Origin of the sequence: Marisediminicola senii, from assembly GCF_011057645.1 — a bacterium.
In the GTDB taxonomy this organism is placed as follows: domain Bacteria; phylum Actinomycetota; class Actinomycetes; order Actinomycetales; family Microbacteriaceae; genus Marisediminicola; species Marisediminicola senii.
Genome location: NZ_JAALGE010000035.1, coordinates 12614 through 32691 on the forward strand (window position 1 = coordinate 12614; position 20078 = coordinate 32691).

A 20078-nucleotide genomic window follows, 5' to 3' on the forward strand; every position below is an offset into this window, starting at 1 on the left:
CCACCAGGGCCCCTCCGCCCCCAGCCTCCGGAGCAGCCGGGTCGCTACGGTTGACCCATGCCAACGCCCAGCTCCCGCGCGCTGTCGATCGTCGCCGACGTCAGCGGAGTGCTCGCGTTCGTCGCGATCGGCCGCGCGAGCCACACCGAGGGCATCACCATCGCCGGAGTCGCCGAGACCGCGTGGCCGTTCCTCGCCGGGCTCGCCGTCGGTTGGGTGGTCACGCGCGCCTGGCGAGGCCCTGGCGGCCCCGTGCGGCCTGGACTCGTCATCTGGGGCTGCACCGTCGTCGTGGGCATCGCGCTGCGCGCCGCGGTCGGCGACGGAGTGCAGCCCAGCTTCGTGGTCGTGACGGCGATCGTGCTCGGTGCGCTGCTCGTCGGCTGGCGCGCGGTGGCGCGGGCGGTCACCCGGCGCCGTACGGCACGCATCACCCCCGCGCAGCGCTGACCCAACCTTGCTGAGGGCCGCACATTTCATCAGGAGTTGGGAACAACATCTGGCCCCCGACGCATCCCCGCCCTAGCATCGGCTCATCGGCGCCCCTTGGCCCGACCCGTCGACGAGAGGTGTACCCGTGGATATGCGCATCGAACTGATTTTCGTCCCCGTGACCGACGTCGATCGCGCCATCGACTTCTACGTCACCAATGCCGGCTTCGAGCTCGACATCGACGTGAGGGTCGACGAGAACACCAGGTTCGTGCAGCTGACCCCTCCGGGCTCCGCCTGCTCGATCGCCATCGGCGAGGGCATCACCGACATGGTCCCCGGCTCGATGCGCGGCATCCAGGTCGTCGTCGAGAACGCGCTGCAGGCGCGCACCGCACTGATGGCGCGCGGGGTGGCGGCGAGCGAGGTGGAAGTGCTCACGTGGGGCTCCTTCACCTATTTCTCCGACCCCGATGGCAACACCTGGGCGGTGCAGGAGCTCCCGCCGGCCGGGTCGTACGACTCGCTCGAGTCGGAGTCGATGGCTACGCCGTCTTCATGACCCCGGCCGTGAAGGCTGTCACCCGGTCGAGCAGCGCGTCGGCGCGCGCCGAGACCACCGCGGCAGGGTCGGGCTGCATGGCCGACGCCGGCGGCGTGATGCGGATGATCAGCGAACACGCCAGGTCGGCGCAGATATAGGTGCCGACCGTGTTGCCGTCGCGACCGGCCTGGCCGGCGCGCGGCGCGGCATACAGTCGCACCTGGTCGGCGGGCTGCGGCGTGCGGCACAGCGAACACATCGCCGAGATGCCGGGGCGCATCGTCGCCCCAGACGCCTGCAGGGTGATGCCCACCGCGCGATCGTCGACCCAGTGCACCAGGAACCCGCGCAGCGGTGCCCTCGGGTCGCGCCAGCCGAGGTACTCGCGGTCCTCCCAGAGCACCTCGTGCAGGCCGGGCAACGGCATCCGGTCGATCTCGCCCCGGGTGGCATTGACCATCGAGGTGCGGATCTCTTCGGCGGTGAGCGGCTTCACGATCTCCTCGGGTTGGACGACCCGTAAAGCCTAACCACGCATTGCGGGCCGGGAACCCCCGTGCCATCGTGAGAATGCGCCGAGAGCGATGGATGCCGCGGCGACCCGCCACGGAAGGAACGACGATGTTCGACACGACGACAGCATTCAGCGGCTTCTCGGTGGATGACCTCGACCGGGCGAGGGCGTTCTACGCCGACACCCTCGAGCTCACGGTCGACGACGACCCGATGGGGTTCCTCCGCCTGCACCTCGACTCCGGCGCGACCGTCCTGGTGTACCCCAAGCCGAACCACGTGCCGGCCACCTTCACGATCCTGAACTTTCCGGTGCCCGACGTGGAGGCGGCCGTCGACGCGCTCGCCGAGCGCGGCGTCGCCACCGCGAGATACGACGGCACCGACGCCAAGGGCATCATGCGCGGCCAGGGGCCCGACATCGCCTGGTTCACCGACCCGGCCGGCAACATCCTGTCGGTGCTCACCCCGACCTGACGACGTAGGCTTTCTTCGTCCGTGAATCACCGACGGCATCCGCCAGGGGTGCCGCGAACACCGGGGAGTACCGATGGCGCCGACCTCCACATCCACCTCGACCAACGGACGGGTGATCGGGCTCGCGCTCGCCGGCGCGCTCGGCGGCTTCCTCTTCGGATTCGACTCCTCCGTGATCAACGGCGCGGTCAGCTCGATTGAAGAGGACTTCAACCTCACCAGCACCTTCACCGGCATCGCCGTCGCAAGCGCCCTGCTCGGCTGCGCGGCCGGCGCGTACATCGCGGGGCGCCTCGCCGACCGCTACGGGCGCATTCCGGTCATGGTCATCGGTGCGATCCTGTTCTTCGTCAGCGCGATCGGATCCGGCCTGGTGTTCGGGGTCGTCGACCTCATCGTCTGGCGCCTCATCGGTGGCCTCGGCATCGGCATCGCCTCGGTCATCTCTCCCGCCTACATCGCCGAGATCTCGCCGAGAAAGCTCCGTGGGCGGCTCGCGTCGCTGCAGCAACTGGCGATCACCGTCGGTATCTTCGCCGCACTGCTCTCCGACACGGTGTTCGCGGAACTCGCCGGGGGAGCGAACGAGCCGTTCTGGTTCGGACTCGACGCGTGGCGCTGGATGTTCATGGCCGAGGCGCTGCCCGCGGCCGTCTACGGCCTGATCGCCCTACGCCTGCCGGAATCTCCGCGCTTCCTCATCCTCAAGGACAAGGAGAAGGAGGCGCGCGAGGTGTTCGCGCGCATCTGGCCGTCCGATGACGTCGACCGCGGCATCCGCGACATCTATACCTCGATCGAGAACGACCGGCTCGCCGAGCGCACCGGAACCCTGCGCGGTGACTTCTTCGGCCTGAAGAAGATCGTCTGGATCGGCATCATCCTGTCGGTGTTCCAGCAGTTCGTCGGCATCAACGTGATCTTCTACTACTCCACGACCCTCTGGCAGGCAGTCGGATTCGACGAATCGAACTCGCTCATCTACTCCGTCATCACCTCGGTCACGAACGTGCTGGTGACCCTGATCGCCATCGCGCTGGTCGACCGCATCGGGCGGAGGCCGATCCTGCTCACCGGGTCGATCGGCATGGCGCTGTCGCTCGGCGCGATGGCACTCGCGTTCAGCCAGGCCGACGTCGTCGACGGCGAGCCCAGCCTGCCCGGCTCGTGGGGTCTCGTCGCGCTGATCGCGGCGAACGTCTTCGTCGTCGCCTTCGGCGCATCGTGGGGCCCGCTGGTCTGGGTGCTGCTCGGCGAGATCTTCCCGAACAGCATCCGCGCGAAGGCCCTGGGCGTCGCCGCGATGGCGCAGTGGATCGCCAACTTCGCGGTCACGGTGTCGTTCCCGCCGCTGTCGACGTTCTCGCTCACCTTCACCTATGGCATGTACGCATTCTTCGCCGCGCTGTCGTTCTTCTTCGTGTTCAAGCTCGTGCCGGAGACCAACGGCATGTCGCTCGAGGAGGCCGACACCCTGCTGCCCCCGAAGGGCTCGGCGAAGAAGAAGGCCGCCGCCGCCACCACGAAGGGAAAGTAGGACCATGGCCGAGAGCGTCGATGCCGAGGCAGTGGATGCCGCGACAGTTGATGCTGAGGCAGTGGATGCCGTGACCGAGCGCGTCGAGGCGGTGCTCTTCGATATCGACGGCACCCTCATCGACTCGAACTACCTGCACGTCGACAGCTGGTCGCGGGCGTTCCACGACGTGGGCCTCGGCGTGAACGAGAGCGACATCCACCATCGCATCGGCATGGATTCCGGCCAGCTGCTCAGTTCACTGGTCGGCGATGACGACGCCGCGCGGCTGGGCGACGAGATCAAGCGGCTGCACGCGCGCTACTACGCGGCCTCCGCGCCCCGGCTGCGCGTGTTCGACGGTGCCCGCGAGCTGCTGGCCGAACTCGACCGCCGCGGAATCACGGTCGTTCTCGCCACGTCGGCGCCGGAGGATGAACTGGCAATGCTGCGCGAGGTGCTCGAGTCGGAGGATCCGATCACCGCGATGACATCGTCTGAAGACGTCGAGACGGCCAAGCCCGACCCGCGCGTCGTCGAGATCGCACTCGAGCGGGCCGGAACCACGGCGAACAACGCGCTGTTCGTGGGCGACAGCATCTGGGACGTTCAGTCGGCCGCGGCCGCCGGGGTCGCCACCATCGGCGTGCTCACCGGTGGCAGCACCGCGGCCGACCTCACCGAGGCCGGCGCCGTCGCGGTGTACGACGACGTCGCCGCGCTGCTCGCGGGGCTCGACGACAGTGCCATTGCGGCACTCTTCTCGTAGCGGCTCTTCTCTTCGGGTGGCGCGGTTGCACCTCCGCGCGACCCTCGGTGGGCGCCGCGGCGGCTCACCGCACCGTGGCGAGCCGCGACAATGGTCGAATGCCCGAACAGCTCCCGATCCTCGCCGCCCGCCTTCGCACTGACCTGCAGAACGCACGGTTCGACGTCGACGCCGTCGACGCGCTGTGGGGCCAGGTGGCTGCCGCGGCGCTGCACCGCGGCACCCGCACCCCGGCCCTCCGCGCGGTCGGCGGCGACGAACCACTGTCGACCCTGGCGACCCTGTTCGTGCTGAACACGGCGGTGGGCGAGGTGGAGCTGGCCGCCGCGCTGCCCGAGCTCGGCATCGACGGCGCCGTGGCACTCGGCCTCGTCGAGGTGGCGGCGGACGGCGGCATCCACCCGCTGCTCGACCTTCGGCCGTATGGGTTCGTCGACTCGCGCGGCGTCGGCAGCTGGTGGATCGCCTCCGACCTCGGCGAGGTCGTCACCGGCCGGCCGCTGCGCGAGGACCACGTACTCGGCGTCGGCGGGGCATCGACCACGCTCAGCGGGCTCATGCTCGACAGCCCGGTCGGATCGGCGCTCGACCTCGGAACCGGCTGCGGCATCCAGGCGCTGCACGCCTCCCGGCACGCCGACCGCGTGGTCGCCACCGACATCTCGGCCCGCGCGATCGAGCTGGCGAGGCTCAACGCAGAGCTGAACGACGTGCACACCATCGAGTTCCGGCGAGGCGACCTGTTCGAGCCCGTCGCGGGGGAGCTCTTCGACCACATCGTGTCGAACCCGCCATTCGTGATCACGCCGCGCACGGCGGGCGTTCCGTCATACGAGTACCGCGACGGTGGCATGGCCGGGGACGCCCTCGTCGAGGCCGTGATCGAGGGATGCGCCGCGCACCTCGCCGCGGGCGGTGTCGCGCAGCTGCTCGGCAACTGGGAGTACCGCGACGGTGCAGACGCCCTCGACAGGGTGGGGGCATGGGTGGATGCCGCGGCCGCCGCCTCGGCATCGCATGCTGGCCTCGACGCCTGGGTGATCGAGCGGGAGGTGCAGGATCCCGCGGCATACGCGGAGACGTGGATCCGCGACGGCGGCACCACCAGGGGACCGGCTTTCGAGGCGCTCGTCGGCGCGTGGCTCGACGACTTCGAGGAACGGCGGGTCACGGCGGTCGGGTTCGGGTTCGTGACCCTGCGGCGGCCGGCCGCGGGCGCCGCTGCCGTCATGCGGCGGTTCGAACGGCTGCCGGGGGCCCTCGGGCACAATGCCCTCGGCCTCGGCGGGCACATCGCCGACAGCATGGGCGCTGCGACCTGGCTCGCCATCATCGACGACGAGGCGCTCGGGCGCACGCGCCTGACGGTCGCGAGCGACGTGACCGAGGGGCGCCACTACTGGCCGGGCGCGGAGGACCCGACCGTCATGACCCTCCGCCAGGGCGGCGGGTTCGGCCGGAGCCTCGACCTCGACACGGCTCTGGCCGCATTCGTCGGCGCATGCGACGGGGAGCTGTCCGTCGAGGCCATCATCGGCGCGATCGCCCAGCTGCTCGAGGTCGACGACGTGGCGCTGCGGTCAGACCTCATGCCGCGCGTGCGGGAGCTCGTGCTCACCGGGATGCTGGCGCGGTAGCGGTTGGGTTGTGGCGGTCTAGCCCTGGCCCTCGGGAGCCGCCTCGGCCGCGTCATCCGCATCGCTGTCTTCCTCGCCGGGGGAGAGGCTCTCGCCGGTCGACCTGATCGAGCGCATCGAGTCGGCGAGCTCGGCGGCTGCAGGATCGACGGGAGCGGCGTCGACGGGCGTGGCGTCGGCGACAGTGGGCTCGGAGGGCGTGGGGTCGGCAGCGGGCTGCGATTCGGATTCCATTCGAGAACGCTACCCGGTGCGGCTGGTGCGCAGGCCGCCGTCGGTGCGGCGGATAGACTGGACGGGAATTCTTTTCGGCCAGCATTGGACACCCATGAACGTCATCTCCTTCGTCGTCGGAATCGTGCTGTTCGTGGGCGGCATCGTGCTGTTCGGCTACGCGTGGGATGGCACCGTGTTCAACCCGTGGATGTTCACCGCCGGGCTCGCGACCATCACCCTGAGCATCGTCATCCCGGTGCACATCCTCAAGCGCGTCGACGGCTAGCAGAACTGCCGGCCGCACGGCACGTGACGCGATCAGACGACGCGGCCGGTTAGCTGGGAAGCCGCAGGCCGCTAGCAAACCGGTAGCGGCCTGGCCGCAACCCCCGTGCGAATGTCGCACCTTCGTCGTAGCGTCGGAGTATGTCAGACACCACGAATGATTCCGGCCCAGAAATCGACACCACGACCTCCAAGGTCACCGAGAGCTACACGGCTGTTCCCGACGCCGACCTGAACGTGCAGACCTCGACGGTCAGCGACGAGACGCTCGGCGCGCAGCCGACCGACCCGACCGCATCCGGCGACACGGCCGGTGAGCTGTCGAACACCGATACCCTCGGCGGCCCGTCCGGCGACACCCTCGGCGACTCGTCCACCCCCGCGGGCAACTCCGCAGAGAAGGACCCGTCCGACTGGGTCACCGGCGACGAGCCGATGACCGGGGCGCAGCGCAGCTACCTCGACACCCTGGCGCGCGAAGCCGGCGAAGAGATTCCCGCCGACATCACCAAGGCCGAGGCATCGGAGCACATCGACCGCCTGCAGTCGAAGACCGGTCGCGGCCAGTAGGCAACAGCTGCTGGGCAGCCCCGTAGGCATCAGCTGCCGGGCGGCCCGGCAACGGGCCAATAATAACCGGCCATCAACAACGGGCCATTAACGCAGAACCGCCCGCTTCCGAAAGGAAGCGGGCGATTCTTGTTGCAAGCTCTTATTTAGAGGCCGCGGATGTTCTCTGCCTGCAGACCCTTGGGGCCCTGGGCGACATCGAACTCGACCTTCTGGTTCTCGTCGAGCGACTTGTAGCCGTTACCCGCGATGGCGGAGAAGTGCGCGAAGACATCGGCGCTTCCGTCGTCGGGGGAGATAAAGCCGAAGCCCTTTTCAGCGTTGAACCATTTCACAGTACCGGTAGTCATTGCAAGCTCCTCCTGGAGTGCTATGCGGGACCCGATCGTCGGGGCCTCGCGCCGAGGAGCCCGCAGTCGCTCTCCCTGTGAGACGCCTTTCACGTGAGTGAGAGACGCTGCGACGTGCGATGCACATCAACTTCGTATGCAAGCGTAGCCTGTTTTGCCGTGGATACGCCAGCCCACGGTGGATTACGCCATTTCGACCCCAACCGCGGGGGCGCCGGGGTGTCACGGCGATGCCCGATCTGACGCGTCATAGCCTCGCAGGATGACCGATGACAGGTACGGCGGCGACGTGCTCGCCGGATTCTCCCGGCGTGCCCCGAGCGTCCCCCTTCCCGTGGTCCGCGCGGACCGCGACCTCGTGGTCGAGGAGACCGCGTCGGGATTCTGCGGCGCCGTGGTGCGCGTATCGGGCAGGCTCGTCGAGCTCGAGGACTACCGGGGAAAGATCCGGGTGTTTCCGCTGGGCCCCGGGTTCATGATCGACGGCAAGCCGATCGCGCTGACCATCCCCACCGCAGCGCCAGCCTCGCCCCTCGCCACCCGGTCGGCGTCGGGCTCGATCGCCGTGCGTGACGCGCCGGCCCGTGTCGCCAGGCAGAGCCGCATCTTCGTGGAGGGCCGGCATGATGCCGAGCTCGTCGAGAAGGTGTGGGGCCATGACCTGCGGGTCGAGGGCGTCGTGGTGGAGTACCTCGAGGGCGTCGACGACCTCGAGGCGGTGCTGCGGGGGTTCGGGCCGTCCCGGGAGAGGCGGGTCGGCGTGCTGGTCGACCACCTGGTGCCGGGGTCGAAGGAGTCACGCATCGCCGAGGCTGTGAGCCGCGGGCCGTTTCGCCAGTCGGTGCTGGTGGTGGGTCATCCATATGTCGATGTCTGGCAGGGCGTGAAGCCCGCGCGCATCGGACTGCGCGAGTGGCCGACCGTTCCCCGTTCGATGGAGTGGAAACACGGCATCTGCGAGGCACTCGGCTGGCCGCACGACGACCAGGCCGACATCGCCGCGGCGTGGCAGCGCATCCTCGGGTCGGTGCGCACCTACGCCGACCTCGAGCCCAGTCTGCTCGGCAGGGTCGAGCAGCTGATCGACTTCGTCACCGAGGAGTAGGCGCGACGCTGCAGGTTCATGGCGTGGGCAGGGCCCGGCAGGCCAGGCGCTGCTCTCGCCAGGCATTGCTCTCGTCAGGCGCTGCTCTCGTCAGGCGCTGCTCTCGTGGATGTCGCGCACCTTGCGACCGCCCAGCCCGTGGAACGAGTTGTCGACCGGCCGCATGCCGAGCACGACCTTTCCGCGGGAGTGCTTCTTCTCGAGGTCGTCGAAGGCCTCGCGCACCTGGTCGAACGGGTAGAACCCCGAGATGAGCACGCGCACCTTGCGCTCGGCGGCGAGGCCGGCCAGTCTCGCGAGCGTCGACGTCTGCGCCGCCACGTCCTCCGGGCCAGGGCGCATCGCCCGCAGCTCGATATCACGGCGATTCTCGCTCGACTGGAACCTCGACGCTGAGACCCCGAGGTCATCTGCCACGGCCTTGTTGTACTCCCCGAAGTTGTCGATGTAGGCGTCGACCCCGCGCGGGGCGATCTCGCGGATGCGGTCGGCGAGCCCATCGCCGTAGACGACGGGCTTCACGCCGATCTGCCGTAGGTAGTCGAAGTTGCGTTCGCCGCAGGTACCGATGACCGTGGCGCCGGCGTTCATCGCGAGGTGCGCCTCCATGCTGCCCACCCCTCCGGCGGCGGCCGAGATGACGACGGTGTCGCCCCGGTTCACCCGAACGCGGCGGATCGCCTCGCTCGCCGCGAGACCGGCGAGGAAGAGGCTGCCCGCGACCTCCCACTCGAGAGACGGCGGCTTGGCCACCAGGTGCGACTGCGGAACGACGATGTGCGTGGCGTGCGACGCCATGCTGGTGTGCCCGAGCACCTCGGAGCCCCTGGCGAAGCTCGTCACCCCGGGGCCGATCGAGGTGACGAGGCCGGCGAAGTCGGTTCCCTGCCGCGCCGGCAGGTCGACCGGGAGCTCGTCGGTGAACCTGCCCTGGCGAAGGAAGGCCTCGACATGGTTGACGCCGGCGGCGAGGACCTCGACGACGACTTCCCCCGGGCCGGCGACGGGGGGTGGCATCTCGACGATGTCCAGCACTCCGGCATCCCCGAAGCTGGCGAACTGCACTGTTCGCGGCGTGCGATTACGGTTGGGTGACATGGGGTCATTGTGCTCCGAGGTGCGGGGGAACACGCGGTGGTGGTGCCTGCCAGCTTCTACTGGGATGATTTTCCCAGTCACGAATCGGCCCAGCTACGAATCGGCCCAGTCCCGAACGGGCCCCGTCATCACCTGACCGCTCAGCTCCCCGAACTTAGGAATGACACGACATGGGATTTCTCGACCGCCTCCTCGGCCGCCCCGAGCAGGAGCCGGAGGGCCAGCATCAGCCGCCCCGGCCCGCCGCAGGCGGTAATCCGGCCCCACCACAGCGCTCCGAAGACGAGATCGCCGTGGAGCGCTACCAGTACCTACTGCGCACGGCGCCCCCCGAGACCATCGAGCGCGTGCACACCGAGGCGTTCGCCAAGCTCTCCGAGGAGCAGCGCGACCTGCTGTTCCGCCAGCTGAGCAACAACGTCGACCCCACCGAGCGGCCGGCCGACGCCCAGCCCGCGAGCCTCGCCACCGCGGCCACTCGGGCCGAGATGCAGCGGCCGGGAACCCTCGCCCGCACGTTCCGCGACCAGGGCGCGGGCCAGCAGGGTCGCGGTGGAATGGGCTTCGCCGGCATGGTCGGCGGATCGCTGCTGGGAACCGTTGCCGGGTACGTCATCGGTTCCGCGATCGTCAGCAGCTTCCTTCCGATGGACGGAGCGGGGGCGGATGCCTCTGGCAGCGAATCGGCAGATGCGGGCGGTGACGCCGACGGTGACGGTGGCGGCGGTGACGCCGGTGGTGGCGACGTCGCCGCAGGCGATTCCGGCGGGGGTGACTTCAGTGGAGGAGACTTCGGTGGGGGAGACTTCGGCGGAGGGGACTTCGGATTCTGAGCGCGCTGGCCGGGTCGGTCGGAGTGCCGCTGGCCGCGGCATCCACAGACGAACTCTCCGGGCTGGTCGGTATCGCCTCCCGGGTCATCGGGGCGATGGGCGAGGTCGGCGTCGGCATGCTCACCCTCATCGAGACGGTGTTCCCACCCATTCCCAGTGAGGTGATCCTGCCGCTGGCGGGCTTCATCTCGTTCAGCGGCGAGATGAATGTCTGGCTCGTGCTGCTGTCGGCCACGGTCGGCAGCTATGTCGGCGCCGCCATCCTGTACTGGCTCGGGGCCAAGGTCGGCGAGCAGCGCACCATCACGGCCCTGTCGAAGCTGCCGCTCGTCGACCGCCGGGACTTCGAGGCCGCAGCCGGCTGGTTCTCGCGGCACGGCAGGTCGGCGGTGTTCTTCGGTCGCCTCATTCCCGGGGTGCGCAGCCTGATCTCCCTGCCCGCCGGGGCCGCCCACATGCCGTTCTGGCAGTTCAGCGCGTTCACCTTCGCGGGCAGCGCGGTCTGGAACGCGATCCTGGTCGGCGGCGGCTATGCGCTCGGCACTCAGTACGAACTCGTCGACCAGTACTCGCAGGTGCTCGACTACGCCGTCATCGCGGTCGTGGTGGCCATCGTGGTCGCCCTGGTCGTGCGCCGGCTCCGGGCGCGGCGACGGGTCTGACCCTCCGTCGCCCCACCCGCGGGCGGGGCGTGCGCCGGTATACCGCCCCGGCTACTCAGCGCTGAGCTGGTCGCGCACCTTGCGGCGGAGCACCTTGCCCATCAGCGACTTGGGGAGCTCGTCGACCTGCACGATGCGCCGCGGCACCTTGTACCTGGCCAGCGAATCCTTGGCGTGGTTGCGGATGGCCTCGACGTCGAGGGTCGCGCCATCCTCGAGCACGACGGCGGCGACGACGTCTTCTCCGCTGTGGTCGTTCGGCAGACCGACGACCGCGACGTCCGCGACCCCCGGCGCGTCGCGCAGGAGGGTCTCGACCTCGCTCGGGGAGACGTTGAAGCCACCGGTGATGATGAGCTCCTTGAGGCGGTCGACCACCCTGACGAAGCCCTTCTCGTCGATGGTGGCGATATCACCGGTGCGGAACCACCGGCCATCTTCATCGTCGACGAACACCTCGGCGGTCTCGTCCGGCTTGTTCCAGTAGCCCCGGAACACCTGCGGCCCACGCACGAGGAGCTCGCCCGGCTCGCCCTGCGGGCGCTCGGAGACCGGGTTCTCCGGGTCGACGATGCGGATGTCGGTGTTGGGCACGGGGACCCCGATGGCGCCGGGCAGCCTGCTCGGCCCGACCGGGTTGGCGATCAGGACGGGGGAGGTCTCGCTCAGGCCGTAGCCCTCGACGAGGTAGCCCCCGGTCGCGGCCTCCCACTTGTCGACGATCTCCGGCGGCAGCGGCATCGCGCCGGAGATCCCGATCTCGATGCCCTTCAGCGAGATGCCGCGGCGCCCCGCCTCGGTCGTGAGCTTGGCGAAGATCGGCGGCACCGCGGCGAGGAACGTCGGCGGTCGCTTGGCGATCGCGGTGAGCACCAGGTCGGCGTCGAACCGGGGGAACAGCACCAGCCGGCCGCCGAGGCTCATCGCGAAGGTGAGGCACAGGGTGAGGCCGAACGCGTGGAACATCGGCAGCACGCCGTAGATGATGGCCGTGCCGCGCTCGACCGTCGGCACCCACGCGCGCGACTGTGCGGCGTTGGTTCCGAGGTTGAGGTGGGTCAGAACCGCGCCCTTCGGGTAGCCGGTCGTTCCGCTGGTGTACTGGATCACGGCGACGTCGTTCGCGGTCGGGCCCACCACGTCGTGGGAGATCGGCTTCGCCGAGACGACATCGGACCACGGGGTGGTGCCGCGCACGGTGGTGGTGATGGCGGCCCTAGCCTCCTTCGCCTTGCGGATCGGCAGTCGGAGCGCGAGGCGCGTGCGCAGCGGCATCGCCTCGGTGAGGTCTACCGACACGATCGTCGATACCGTGACGTCGTTCGGGAAGGCCTGGATGGTCTCGACGACCTTGTTCCACGCGATGGCGACCGTTGCGCCGTGGTCCTCGAACTGGTGGCGCAGCTCGCGTGGAGTGTAGAGCGGGTTGTGTTCGACGACGATGGCGCCGAGGCGCAGTACCGCGTAGAACGCGACCACGTGCTGCGGGCAGTTCGGCAGCACGATGGCGACGGGGTCGCCCTTCTTGACGCCCAGCAGGCGCAGGCCCTCCGCGGCGGCCGCGATCTGCTCGCCGAGCTGCGAGTAGGTCGTGGTGCGACCGAAGAACTCGAGGGCGACGTTCTCGGGATACTGGGCGATCGCATCGTCGACGATGCCGGAGAGGCTCCCGGCGGGGAGTGGAACGTCATCGGGCACGTTCTCTGCGTAACGGGACAACCATGGCCGCGGGTGGGAAGCACTCATGGCACCATTCTGGCGGGTCGGAGATGTGGTCGAGGTCGGAACAATGCGGCAGGGTAGGGGTATGAATCGCCTTATGCGCCCCAGCCGGGGCAGAATCATCGCCGGAGTCTGTGCCGCCATCGCTCGCCGTTTCGGGTGGAGCCCGACCGTGGTGCGGATCATCTACATCCTGCTGAGCCTCATTCCCGGGCCGCTCTGGGTGCTGTACGTGGTGCTGTGGATCACCATTCCCTCGGAGAACAAGCCGCCGCGCGCCAAGTGACCACTTCCGGTGCGACGCACCCGCGCATTCGAGACCTCGAGGCAGCCGATATCGCCGCGGTGGTCGAGCTCAACAATTCGGCCGTGCCCGCGGTGCCGCTGGCCGATGCCGATGACATCGCCGCCCTCCTCGCGGTGAGCGACCACGCGCTCGTGGTCGTCGACCACAAGGACGGCGACGGCGACGGCGACAGCGGTGTGCGCGTCGTCGGGTTCCTCATCGCCGTCGAGCCGGGCCGTGACTACGCGAGCGAGAACTACCGGTTCTTCGAGGAGCGCGGCACCGACCACCTGTACGTCGACCGCATCGTGGTGGCCGAGTCCACCCGGGGATCGGGAATCGGGCGGTCGCTGTATGACCGGGTGTTCGCGCTGGCGCGGGCGGGAGGGCGTCGTGAGGTGACCTGCGAGGTCAACGTCGAGCCGCCGAATCCGCGGTCACTCGCCTTTCACCGGAGGCTGGGTTTCACCGAGGTCGCCCGGCAGTCGACCAAGGGCGGAGCCGTGCAGGTGGCGTTGCTGGCGGCATCCATCGACCATTCCGCAGCCCGCCCGTAACCCACGCCCCTGCGGTGCGCAATGGGGCAGCACGTTCAGCCGTGCGGCGCTAGATTCTCCTGCATGAGCCAAAGTCGGATCGCTGCGGCGTCATTGCGTCGCATCCCGGCCGGTGGCATCGAGGTCGTGGTGCCCGACGGCGCTGACGTGCCCACGTCGGTCGACACACCGGAGTCGCTCGAAGCGCTGGCCGGGCGCACGGCGGCGGCGACCGGCGACATCGCCGCCGCGCTGCAGCTGGCGGTCGAGCTCGGGCGCGCGCTGCAGAACACGGCTGGCCCGCAGCAGGTACTCGACAGCTGGGAGGCGCTCGCGACCATCGCGGCGACCGACCTCACCGTGGCGAGGGCGGTCGAGCCGCACCTCGACGCGCTGGCGATCCTCGCCGAGCTCGGCCAGACCGCAGGCGCGCACCCCGACCTGGCCCACGTCGGGGTCGACGCCACGAGCACGTGGGGAGTGTTCGCCGCCGAGGCGCCGGGCCATGGGCTCACCGCGACGCGTTCCGGTGACGGTTGGCGCATCGACGGCAGCAAGGCGTGGTGCTCGCTCGCCGGCCGGCTCAGCCACGCGCTGGTCACGGCCGTCGACAGCGCGGCCGTCAGCACCGCAGGCGACGGCACGGCGCCCGCCAGTGGTGCCGCCCCCGGCGGCACCGTGCGCCGGCTCTTCGCGGTCGACCTGCGCCATGCCGGGGTGACCGTCGACGACTCGACGTGGGTCGCGAAGGGCTTGTCGGAGATTCCCAGTGGTCCGGTGCGGTTCGACGGTGTCGCCGCCGTGCCCGTCGGCGCGGCGGGCTGGTACCTCGAGCGCACCGGGTTCGCCTGGGGTGGCATCGGGGTCGCCGCGGTCTGGTGGGGCGGCGCGCTCGGCGTGGCCAGGGCCATCGACCGCAGGGTGCGTTCCGGAACGCCCGACCAGATCGCCCTCATGCACCTGGGCGGTGCCGACGTGTCGATCGAGACCGGCCGGCTCGCCCTGCTGGATGCCGCTGCCCAGGTCGACGCTGCCCAGGTCGACGCGAGCGCTCACTCGACCGGCCACGGAGAACCGGCGCAGCGCGCGGCGGCCCGGATCCTCGCGCTCCGTACTCGCACCATCGTCGCCGGCGCTGCAGAGGACATCCTGCGGCGCGCGGCCCACGCGCTGGGGCCCTCGCCCCTCGCCCTCGACCCGGTGCACGCCGCGCGCGTCGCCGACCTCGAGCTGTACATACGCCAGCACCACGCCGAACGAGACGAATCCGCCCTCGGCTCCGCCCTCCGCGACACGGGGGCGCAGTCGTGGTGACCGTCCGATCGCACGGGGCGAGCACCCGCAGCAGACCAGCACCAGGAAAGCAGCCATCGTGACCTTCGATCACCGCGCAACCGGAACCCCCGAGGAAGACTGGCTCACCGCCGCGCCCTGGCCGTCGGTTCCCGCCCTCAAGCTGACCGGAATCACCCGCCTCGTCGTGGTCGCTGCCCACCCCGACGACGAGTCGCTGGGCGCGGGCGGGCTGATGGCCAGGGCCACCGCACTCGGCGTGCCAGTGCACGTCGTCGTGGCGACGAACGGGGCGGCGTCGCATCCACGATCACCCACCGTCACCCCGCAGCAACTCGCCACCATCAGGCGCGCGGAGCTGGGGGCCGCGGTCGAGGCCGTCGCGCCGCTCGCCACCATCGACTTTCTCGACCTGCCGGACGGCGGGCTGCGCGACACCGCCGATCGCCTCACGGCGCACCTGCAGACGCTCGGCCTCGACGCCGGCACCCTGCTCGTCGCGCCGTGGCGCAATGACGGACACGGCGACCACGACGCTGCGGGCGCCGTGGCGGTGCGGGTGGCCAGGGCGACGGGGTGCCAGGTTCTCGAGTATCCGGTGTGGATGTGGCACTGGGCACAGCCGCACGACCCTGCAGTGCCGTGGAGCCGCTTCGTGAGCCTGCAGCTCGACGAGATCGAAATTGCGGCGAAGGCGCTCGCGATCGAGGCGCACCACAGCCAGAACGAACCGCTCTCCGACAAGGCGGGCGACGAGACCCTGCTCAGCGAAGCGTTTCGCGAATACTTCCTCCGACCGTTCGAGGTCTACGTGTCGCCGCTCGGCAGCAGCACGCTCTCGAGCGACTTCTTCGACGATTTCTACGCGGGCAAGGACGACCCCTGGGGGTTTGGTACCCGCTGGTACGAGATTCGCAAGCGCGCCCTCACCATGGCGTCGCTGCCGCGCCCGCTGTTCGCATCGGGCCTGGAGATCGGATGCTCCATCGGCGTGCTCACCGGAGAGCTCGCTGGCCGGTGCGCAAAGCTCGTCGCAACCGACATCGCAGAGGAGCCGATCGCCCAGGCCCGCAAGCGGCTCATCGAACAGGCACACGTCGAGGTCTCGCGCGTCGAGGCGCCGACGGAGTGGCCGGAGGGCACCTTCGACCTCATCGTGATCTCGGAGGTCGCCTACTACTGGAGTGCCGACGACCTCGAGCGCGCGCTCGACCGCATCGACGCGTCGCTCACGGACGACGGTGTCGTGATCGCGTGCCACTGGCGACACCCCGTAGAGGGCTATCCCGAGGCGGGAGACGACGTGCACGCCGCGTTCCGGTCCGACCCGCGCTTCACCCGGCTGGCCGAGCACCGCGAGGAGGACTTCCTGCTCGACGTGTTCGTGCGCCCGCCTGCCACCTCCGTCGCGAGGGAGACCGGCCTGCTGTGATGCACCCCCGAGAGTCGGGTTCGGCGATCGACGAGCTCGTGGTCGTGGTGCCGGTCAACGACGAGGAAGCGTTGCTCGCCGAGTGCCTGGACGCCCTGCGGGTTGCCACGACCGCCGCGGCCACGCCCGGCGGCCCCGTGGTGAGGATCGTGGCGGTGCTCGACAACTGCGTCGACCGTTCCGCCGCGATCGCCGCGGAATCCCCGGGCGTCGAGACGGTGGTCGTCGCCCACCGCAACGTGGGAGCGGCCCGTGCGGACGGGGTGGCGCACGCCATGCGCACCTCGGGCGCGCGGCATCCATCACGCCTGTGGATTGCGAACACCGACGCCGACTCACGGGTGCCCGCAGACTGGGTGACCCACCAGCTCGAGCTGGCGGCGTCCGGCACCACCGTGATGCTGGGCTCGGTCACCCCCGACCCGCGCGACCTGACCCCGTTCCAGTACGCGGCCTGGAGGCAGCGCCACGACACCGACGACAGCGGGGTGGCCAGGGTGCACGGCGCCAACCTCGGCATCCGCGCCGATGCGTACCTGGCGGCGGGCGGCTTTCCGTCGCTTCCCGAGCACGAAGACGTGCTGCTGGCCAAGAGGGTGGATGCCGCGGCGGTCGTCACGGCCGGGTGCTGCCACGTCGTCACGTCGGCCCGCACCGACGGCCGTACCCCCGGCGGGTACTCGGCGTACGTGCGCGAGAACTACTGAGGCGACGCACTGCGATGGGCGACGCGCTGTCGGCGGCCGGGGGTAGCGTGCTGCCCATGAACGGTGACAGCACGGGGCGGGGCGGGCGATGAGGGAGAGCCTTGTCGGCGTCGGCCTGTTCGCGTCGGCGTTCAGTCCGGTGCTGGTCGCCCTGGCGCTGGTGAGCTCGCCGTTCGCCTCTCCCGTGGCGACGACGGCGCTCGTGGTGGCGTGCGCGTTGCCCGCCCTGCTCGTCGGGCTCGTGCTGCGCGGTGCCGGTCGCCTGCAGCTGAGCCGCATCCGCTACGCGAAGGTGCGGCACACCGACCGCGACGTGCTCACCTTCATGTCGTCGTTCGTGCTGCCGATCGCGGCCGCGTTCTTCGCGGACGACCCGCAGGCCTGGGCCGCCACGGGAGTGCTCCTGCTGTTGCTGGTGGTCGTCTACGTGCGGGGCAGGCTCTACCACCTCAACCCGATCCTCACCGTGCTCGGATTTCGCATCTTCGAGGTGGAGAGCGAGTCTGGCCTCGTGGTCACCGTGCTCAGCCGCAGGCGCGGCCTGCCGGCCGAGACGATGACCGCCACCCGGTTCAGCGACGAGCTGTACCTCGACCTGGAGAGAACATGACCGACGTCGAGGCCGCGCGCGCCACGATCCTGGCGGCCATCGCCGCGGCCGAGGCGGGGCCCGCGCTCGCGAACTACCTGGTGCGGGGCGACTCGCTTGCCGATGGCGTCGCGAGCCGCGTCGACTTCGAGCGCGATGTCGCCGCCGAGGTGATCGTCGACGTGCTGGGGTTCGCCGGCCGGGTCGCGGACCGCGAGCTGCTGCCGTACGACCCGTCGTACCAGGTGTCTGCGGGGCAGGCGCTGGTCGACGACCTCGCCCAGGTGCCGCACCTGGCGGCGGTGCACGCACTCGTCACCGGGCCGGATCCGGAGCTCGATGCCGGCGGAAAGCCGGTCGTCGCGCTGGCGCACCGGGTCGACGGCCCGACCGGGCAGGCGATGGTGGCATACCGGGTGAAGGGGCCCGGCATTGCGACGAGGCGGGCCAGCGGCCTGCGCATCCTGGTTCCCCGGAGCGGCGTCTACGAACGCATCGATGCCGAGATCGTCTACTACCAGCCCCGGTTCGACGTGCTCGTGGTCGACGGCGTGGTGGTGGTGACCGCGCCGACGACACTGCAGCGCGCGCTCGGCTCCGACTCCCGCGCCCGGGCGATGGCGAGGCAGACATTCGCCTCGGCCACCACGCGGCTCGACATCGACGGTGCAGCGGAGCTGGCCCAGGCCGTGGCCAGCGACCCGGCGATGATCGCCAAGATGGCGCAGCTCAGCCGCACCATCGACGCCGACCCGTCGTATGCCGAGGCCCTGACGACCGAGCGGCTGGTGGCCTTCCTCGACGCGAACCCGCAGATTCCCATCGCCGTGGCGGGGGAGGGCGAGCAGCGACGACTGGTCTTCGAGGCGTCACCGCAGAAGCGCTACCTCATCCCCAAGGTGCTCGCCGATGACTTTCTGCGGTCGGAGCTCACCCAGCGGCAGTACGAGGCGGGATCGAAGCAGCGCATCGACGGGTGACGGGCCGTCAGGCCCGCTTCGCCTTCACCGGGCGCGGGGGCAGGCGGTGCAGCATCACGTCGACCAGCGCTCCATCGGATGCCGTCGCCGTCAGGTACGTGCAGAACGGCTGCCGGCGGCGATCGGTCGGCGACCCCGGGTTCAGCAGGCGCAGCCCGCGAGGCGTGACGGTGTCCCACGGGATGTGGCTGTGGCCGAACACCAGCACGTCGAGGGCGGCGCCGTCGACTGCCGTGAAGCGGGCGTCGGCGCGGGCTTCGCGCCCGGTGGCGGCGCCGGTCTCGTGCGTGACGGCGAACCGCACGCCGCCGAGTTCGGCCACCGCGGTCTCGGGAAGGCGCGCGCGCAACTCGGGGCCATCGTTGTTGCCCCAGACCGCAACCAGGGCTGCGGAGCGCGCCTCGAGCTGATCGAGCAGCGCGGCATCCACCCAGTCACCGGCATGGATCACGGCGTCGGCGGAGTCGATCGCGGTCCAGAGCTCGGCCGGCAGGTCAGCCGCCCGCTTCGGGAGGTGCGTGTCGGCGATGATGACGAGGCGCGTGCCGGGAGCGGCACTCATGACGCGGTCGATGCCGGCGCCGCCGCCGCCGCGCGCCTCGCCCTGCCGTGCAGTACCGAGTCCCTGGCGCCCTTGACGAGCAGCCCGACCCCGGTGCCGATGGTCCAGGTGTTCAGCGGGTACACCGCGATGCGCTCGATGAGTCCGATGCCGAGTCCGAAATCAATGTCGTTGATGAGCAGCAGCGAGCCGACCAGCCCGACGATGCCGACGATGAGGATGGCGATGGCGTACCAGCGCCACTCTGCCGAGCGCAGCAGGAATGCGCCGAGCAGCACGATGCCGATGTTGCCCGCGCCGATGGCGAGGGTCGCAGCGAGGATGTGCAGCCAGTTGAGGTCTGCCTCGTAGAGGGCGAGGCTCTGGTGGAAGACGCCGACGAAAAAGGTGCCGACCCCGGACAGCACCAGCGGGACTCCGGCGACCAGGCGGCGCGTGCGGTCGGGCAGGGTCAGCCGCACGACGAGGATGCTGCCGATGGTGAAGATACTGCCCTGGATGAGCAGGCCGGCGTTCATCAGGGGGTGCAGCGGCGAGCAGATGCGATCGCCGTCGACCACCGCGCAGTCGGAGAACCCGAGGTCGGAGATGAAGTTGCGCGCCCAGTCGTACGGCGGGTCGGTCCAGGCCATGGCGGCGATGAACTCGAACGCGAGGTAGACGAACCCGAGCATGAGGATGGATCCGGCGACCAGGAGTCGTCTCTCGCGGCGCATGGAATCAGCCTAGGCGAGGGCACGATGGGCGAGCGCGCGCCGGTGGCGGGCGCGCACGACGATGCCCGCGCCACCACCGGATCGGGGCGACGCGGGCATCGGTACTGCGGGTACTGCCGGGGGGGGGGGGGGGGGGGGGGCACGCCTGGGGGGGGCCCGGGGGGGGGGGGGGGGGGGTCCGGGTGGCGCGGGGGCGCACCCCCCGGGGCCGGCGGGCCGGGTCCCGGCCCCCGCCGGAGCGGGGGGGG

Annotated in this window: 25 protein-coding genes; 18 read left to right on the plus strand and 7 right to left on the minus strand. The window is 70.2% G+C overall.

What is annotated here, in order from left to right; translation table 11 throughout:
• Nucleotides 1-57 precede the first annotated feature (57 nt).
• Both G5S38_RS11100 and G5S38_RS11105 read left to right on the plus strand, forming a co-directional pair.
• The gene (locus G5S38_RS11100; RefSeq protein ID WP_165068513.1) at nt 58-450 is read left to right on the plus strand and encodes a DUF3054 domain-containing protein; all 393 of its coding nucleotides are present in this window, start codon (nt 58-60) and stop codon (nt 448-450) included.
• Between the two features lie 127 nt (nt 451-577).
• Nucleotides 578-994 carry a VOC family protein gene (locus tag G5S38_RS11105; protein ID WP_165068515.1) on the plus strand — a complete coding sequence of 139 codons (417 nt, stop codon included), beginning with the start codon at nt 578-580 and terminating at the stop codon, nt 992-994.
• Here G5S38_RS11105 and G5S38_RS11110 read toward each other — a convergent pair.
• Nucleotides 978-1472: an FBP domain-containing protein gene (locus G5S38_RS11110; RefSeq protein ID WP_165068517.1), complete on the minus strand. Its 495-nt coding sequence runs from the start codon at nt 1470-1472 to the stop codon at nt 978-980. The genes G5S38_RS11105 and G5S38_RS11110 overlap by 17 nt on opposite strands.
• A 125-nt stretch (nt 1473-1597) precedes the next feature.
• Between G5S38_RS11110 and G5S38_RS11115 the strand changes: the two genes are divergently transcribed.
• The 4 genes from G5S38_RS11115 to G5S38_RS11130 all read left to right on the plus strand — a co-directional run bounded on the left by G5S38_RS11115 (nt 1598) and on the right by G5S38_RS11130 (nt 5888).
• Entirely contained in the window at nt 1598-1966 is a 369-nt protein-coding gene (locus tag G5S38_RS11115; RefSeq protein ID WP_165068520.1) for a VOC family protein, read from the plus strand.
• Nucleotides 1967-2039: 73 nt separating this feature from the next.
• Nucleotides 2040-3503 (plus strand): sugar porter family MFS transporter, encoded by a 1464-nt coding sequence (locus tag G5S38_RS11120; RefSeq protein WP_165068522.1) that lies wholly within the window; start codon nt 2040-2042, stop codon nt 3501-3503.
• 4 nt (nt 3504-3507) lie between these two features.
• On the plus strand, nt 3508-4251 hold the full coding sequence (locus G5S38_RS11125) for an HAD family hydrolase (RefSeq protein ID WP_165068525.1): 744 nt from the start codon (nt 3508-3510) through the stop codon (nt 4249-4251).
• A 98-nt stretch (nt 4252-4349) separates the two neighbouring features.
• Entirely contained in the window at nt 4350-5888 is a 1539-nt protein-coding gene (locus tag G5S38_RS11130; RefSeq protein ID WP_165068528.1) for a DUF7059 domain-containing protein, read from the plus strand.
• Nucleotides 5889-5906: 18 nt separating this feature from the next.
• Here the strand turns inward: G5S38_RS11130 and G5S38_RS11135 are convergent, their stop codons facing one another.
• Nucleotides 5907-6122 carry a hypothetical protein gene (locus G5S38_RS11135; RefSeq protein ID WP_165068531.1) on the minus strand — a complete coding sequence of 72 codons (216 nt, stop codon included), beginning with the start codon at nt 6120-6122 and terminating at the stop codon, nt 5907-5909.
• A 94-nt stretch (nt 6123-6216) separates the two neighbouring features.
• Between G5S38_RS11135 and G5S38_RS11140 the strand changes: the two genes are divergently transcribed.
• Both G5S38_RS11140 and G5S38_RS11145 read left to right on the plus strand, forming a co-directional pair.
• Nucleotides 6217-6390, plus strand: coding sequence for a hypothetical protein (locus G5S38_RS11140; RefSeq protein WP_165068533.1), 174 nt, complete (start codon nt 6217-6219; stop codon nt 6388-6390).
• 317 nt (nt 6391-6707) lie between these two features.
• The gene (locus G5S38_RS11145) at nt 6708-6959 is read left to right on the plus strand and encodes a DUF3072 domain-containing protein (protein WP_165068570.1); all 252 of its coding nucleotides are present in this window, start codon (nt 6708-6710) and stop codon (nt 6957-6959) included.
• Nucleotides 6960-7105: 146 nt separating this feature from the next.
• Here the strand turns inward: G5S38_RS11145 and G5S38_RS11150 are convergent, their stop codons facing one another.
• Nucleotides 7106-7309 carry a cold-shock protein gene (locus G5S38_RS11150; RefSeq protein WP_165068536.1) on the minus strand — a complete coding sequence of 68 codons (204 nt, stop codon included), beginning with the start codon at nt 7307-7309 and terminating at the stop codon, nt 7106-7108.
• A gap of 262 nt (nt 7310-7571) precedes the next feature.
• On the opposite strand from G5S38_RS11150, the gene G5S38_RS11155 reads away from it, so the two are divergent.
• Complete coding sequence (locus tag G5S38_RS11155; RefSeq protein ID WP_165068539.1) at nt 7572-8414, plus strand: DUF3097 domain-containing protein; 843 nt, start codon at nt 7572-7574, stop codon at nt 8412-8414.
• 90 nt (nt 8415-8504) lie between these two features.
• Here the strand turns inward: G5S38_RS11155 and G5S38_RS11160 are convergent, their stop codons facing one another.
• Complete coding sequence (locus G5S38_RS11160; protein WP_165068541.1) at nt 8505-9512, minus strand: NADP-dependent oxidoreductase; 1008 nt, start codon at nt 9510-9512, stop codon at nt 8505-8507.
• Between the two features lie 170 nt (nt 9513-9682).
• Here G5S38_RS11160 and G5S38_RS11165 point away from each other — a divergent pair, with 170 nt between their 5' ends.
• Both G5S38_RS11165 and G5S38_RS11170 read left to right on the plus strand, forming a co-directional pair.
• Nucleotides 9683-10345 (plus strand): hypothetical protein, encoded by a 663-nt coding sequence (locus G5S38_RS11165; protein ID WP_165068544.1) that lies wholly within the window; start codon nt 9683-9685, stop codon nt 10343-10345.
• Between the two features lie 23 nt (nt 10346-10368).
• Nucleotides 10369-11007: a DedA family protein gene (locus G5S38_RS11170; RefSeq protein ID WP_235929025.1), complete on the plus strand. Its 639-nt coding sequence runs from the start codon at nt 10369-10371 to the stop codon at nt 11005-11007.
• A 51-nt stretch (nt 11008-11058) separates the two neighbouring features.
• On the opposite strand, the gene G5S38_RS11175 is transcribed toward G5S38_RS11170, so the two are convergent.
• Nucleotides 11059-12753 carry a long-chain-fatty-acid--CoA ligase gene (locus G5S38_RS11175; RefSeq protein ID WP_165068547.1) on the minus strand — a complete coding sequence of 565 codons (1695 nt, stop codon included), beginning with the start codon at nt 12751-12753 and terminating at the stop codon, nt 11059-11061.
• 73 nt (nt 12754-12826) lie between these two features.
• On the opposite strand from G5S38_RS11175, the gene G5S38_RS11180 reads away from it, so the two are divergent.
• From G5S38_RS11180 to G5S38_RS11210, 7 genes are all read left to right on the plus strand, one after another.
• Nucleotides 12827-13015, plus strand: a complete 189-nt coding sequence (locus G5S38_RS11180) for a PspC domain-containing protein (protein ID WP_328796717.1) — start codon at nt 12827-12829, stop codon at nt 13013-13015.
• Entirely contained in the window at nt 13012-13572 is a 561-nt protein-coding gene (locus G5S38_RS11185) for a GNAT family N-acetyltransferase (protein ID WP_235929026.1), read from the plus strand. The genes G5S38_RS11180 and G5S38_RS11185 overlap by 4 nt, the downstream gene beginning before the upstream one ends.
• Nucleotides 13573-13635: 63 nt before the next feature.
• On the plus strand, nt 13636-14865 hold the full coding sequence (locus G5S38_RS11190; protein ID WP_235929027.1) for an acyl-CoA dehydrogenase family protein: 1230 nt from the start codon (nt 13636-13638) through the stop codon (nt 14863-14865).
• Nucleotides 14866-14923: 58 nt separating this feature from the next.
• Nucleotides 14924-16276 (plus strand): bifunctional PIG-L family deacetylase/class I SAM-dependent methyltransferase, encoded by a 1353-nt coding sequence (locus G5S38_RS11195; protein ID WP_235929028.1) that lies wholly within the window; start codon nt 14924-14926, stop codon nt 16274-16276.
• Nucleotides 16276-16983 (plus strand): glycosyltransferase, encoded by a 708-nt coding sequence (locus G5S38_RS11200; RefSeq protein ID WP_165068553.1) that lies wholly within the window; start codon nt 16276-16278, stop codon nt 16981-16983. The genes G5S38_RS11195 and G5S38_RS11200 overlap by 1 nt, the downstream gene beginning before the upstream one ends.
• 88 nt (nt 16984-17071) lie before the next feature.
• Nucleotides 17072-17593 (plus strand): hypothetical protein, encoded by a 522-nt coding sequence (locus G5S38_RS11205; protein ID WP_165068556.1) that lies wholly within the window; start codon nt 17072-17074, stop codon nt 17591-17593.
• A complete protein-coding gene (locus tag G5S38_RS11210) occupies nt 17590-18552 on the plus strand; it encodes a Kiwa anti-phage protein KwaB-like domain-containing protein (protein WP_165068558.1) in 963 nt (320 codons plus the stop codon). The genes G5S38_RS11205 and G5S38_RS11210 overlap by 4 nt, the downstream gene beginning before the upstream one ends.
• Nucleotides 18553-18559: 7 nt before the next feature.
• On the opposite strand, the gene G5S38_RS11215 is transcribed toward G5S38_RS11210, so the two are convergent.
• Together G5S38_RS11215 and G5S38_RS11220 are read right to left on the minus strand one after the other, a co-directional pair.
• Nucleotides 18560-19114 (minus strand): metallophosphoesterase family protein, encoded by a 555-nt coding sequence (locus G5S38_RS11215; RefSeq protein WP_165068561.1) that lies wholly within the window; start codon nt 19112-19114, stop codon nt 18560-18562.
• Nucleotides 19111-19830 (minus strand): DUF998 domain-containing protein, encoded by a 720-nt coding sequence (locus tag G5S38_RS11220; protein ID WP_165068564.1) that lies wholly within the window; start codon nt 19828-19830, stop codon nt 19111-19113. Before G5S38_RS11220 ends, G5S38_RS11215 begins: the two co-directional genes overlap by 4 nt.
• Nucleotides 19831-20078 lie beyond the last annotated feature (248 nt).

Excerpts from the sequence above, each read along its gene's own strand:
- G5S38_RS11100 (WP_165068513.1), top strand. The coding sequence starts at position 58 with ATGCCAACGCCCAGCTCCCGCGCGCTGTCGATCGTCGCCGACGTCAGC.
- G5S38_RS11115 (WP_165068520.1), top strand. The coding sequence starts at position 1,598 with ATGTTCGACACGACGACAGCATTCAGCGGCTTCTCGGTGGATGACCTC.
- G5S38_RS11120 (WP_165068522.1), top strand. The coding sequence starts at position 2,040 with ATGGCGCCGACCTCCACATCCACCTCGACCAACGGACGGGTGATCGGG.
- G5S38_RS11125 (WP_165068525.1), top strand. The coding sequence starts at position 3,508 with ATGGCCGAGAGCGTCGATGCCGAGGCAGTGGATGCCGCGACAGTTGAT.
- G5S38_RS11130 (WP_165068528.1), top strand. The coding sequence starts at position 4,350 with ATGCCCGAACAGCTCCCGATCCTCGCCGCCCGCCTTCGCACTGACCTG.
- G5S38_RS11135 (WP_165068531.1), bottom strand. The coding sequence starts at position 6,122 with ATGGAATCCGAATCGCAGCCCGCTGCCGACCCCACGCCCTCCGAGCCC.
- G5S38_RS11140 (WP_165068533.1), top strand. The coding sequence starts at position 6,217 with ATGAACGTCATCTCCTTCGTCGTCGGAATCGTGCTGTTCGTGGGCGGC.
- G5S38_RS11150 (WP_165068536.1), bottom strand. The coding sequence starts at position 7,309 with ATGACTACCGGTACTGTGAAATGGTTCAACGCTGAAAAGGGCTTCGGC.
- G5S38_RS11155 (WP_165068539.1), top strand. The coding sequence starts at position 7,572 with ATGACCGATGACAGGTACGGCGGCGACGTGCTCGCCGGATTCTCCCGG.
- G5S38_RS11160 (WP_165068541.1), bottom strand. The coding sequence starts at position 9,512 with ATGTCACCCAACCGTAATCGCACGCCGCGAACAGTGCAGTTCGCCAGC.
- G5S38_RS11165 (WP_165068544.1), top strand. The coding sequence starts at position 9,683 with ATGGGATTTCTCGACCGCCTCCTCGGCCGCCCCGAGCAGGAGCCGGAG.
- G5S38_RS11175 (WP_165068547.1), bottom strand. The coding sequence starts at position 12,753 with ATGAGTGCTTCCCACCCGCGGCCATGGTTGTCCCGTTACGCAGAGAAC.
- G5S38_RS11180 (WP_328796717.1), top strand. The coding sequence starts at position 12,827 with ATGCGCCCCAGCCGGGGCAGAATCATCGCCGGAGTCTGTGCCGCCATC.
- G5S38_RS11190 (WP_235929027.1), top strand. The coding sequence starts at position 13,636 with ATGAGCCAAAGTCGGATCGCTGCGGCGTCATTGCGTCGCATCCCGGCC.
- G5S38_RS11200 (WP_165068553.1), top strand. The coding sequence starts at position 16,276 with ATGCACCCCCGAGAGTCGGGTTCGGCGATCGACGAGCTCGTGGTCGTG.
- G5S38_RS11205 (WP_165068556.1), top strand. The coding sequence starts at position 17,072 with ATGAGGGAGAGCCTTGTCGGCGTCGGCCTGTTCGCGTCGGCGTTCAGT.
- G5S38_RS11210 (WP_165068558.1), top strand. The coding sequence starts at position 17,590 with ATGACCGACGTCGAGGCCGCGCGCGCCACGATCCTGGCGGCCATCGCC.
- G5S38_RS11215 (WP_165068561.1), bottom strand. The coding sequence starts at position 19,114 with ATGAGTGCCGCTCCCGGCACGCGCCTCGTCATCATCGCCGACACGCAC.
- G5S38_RS11220 (WP_165068564.1), bottom strand. The coding sequence starts at position 19,830 with ATGCGCCGCGAGAGACGACTCCTGGTCGCCGGATCCATCCTCATGCTC.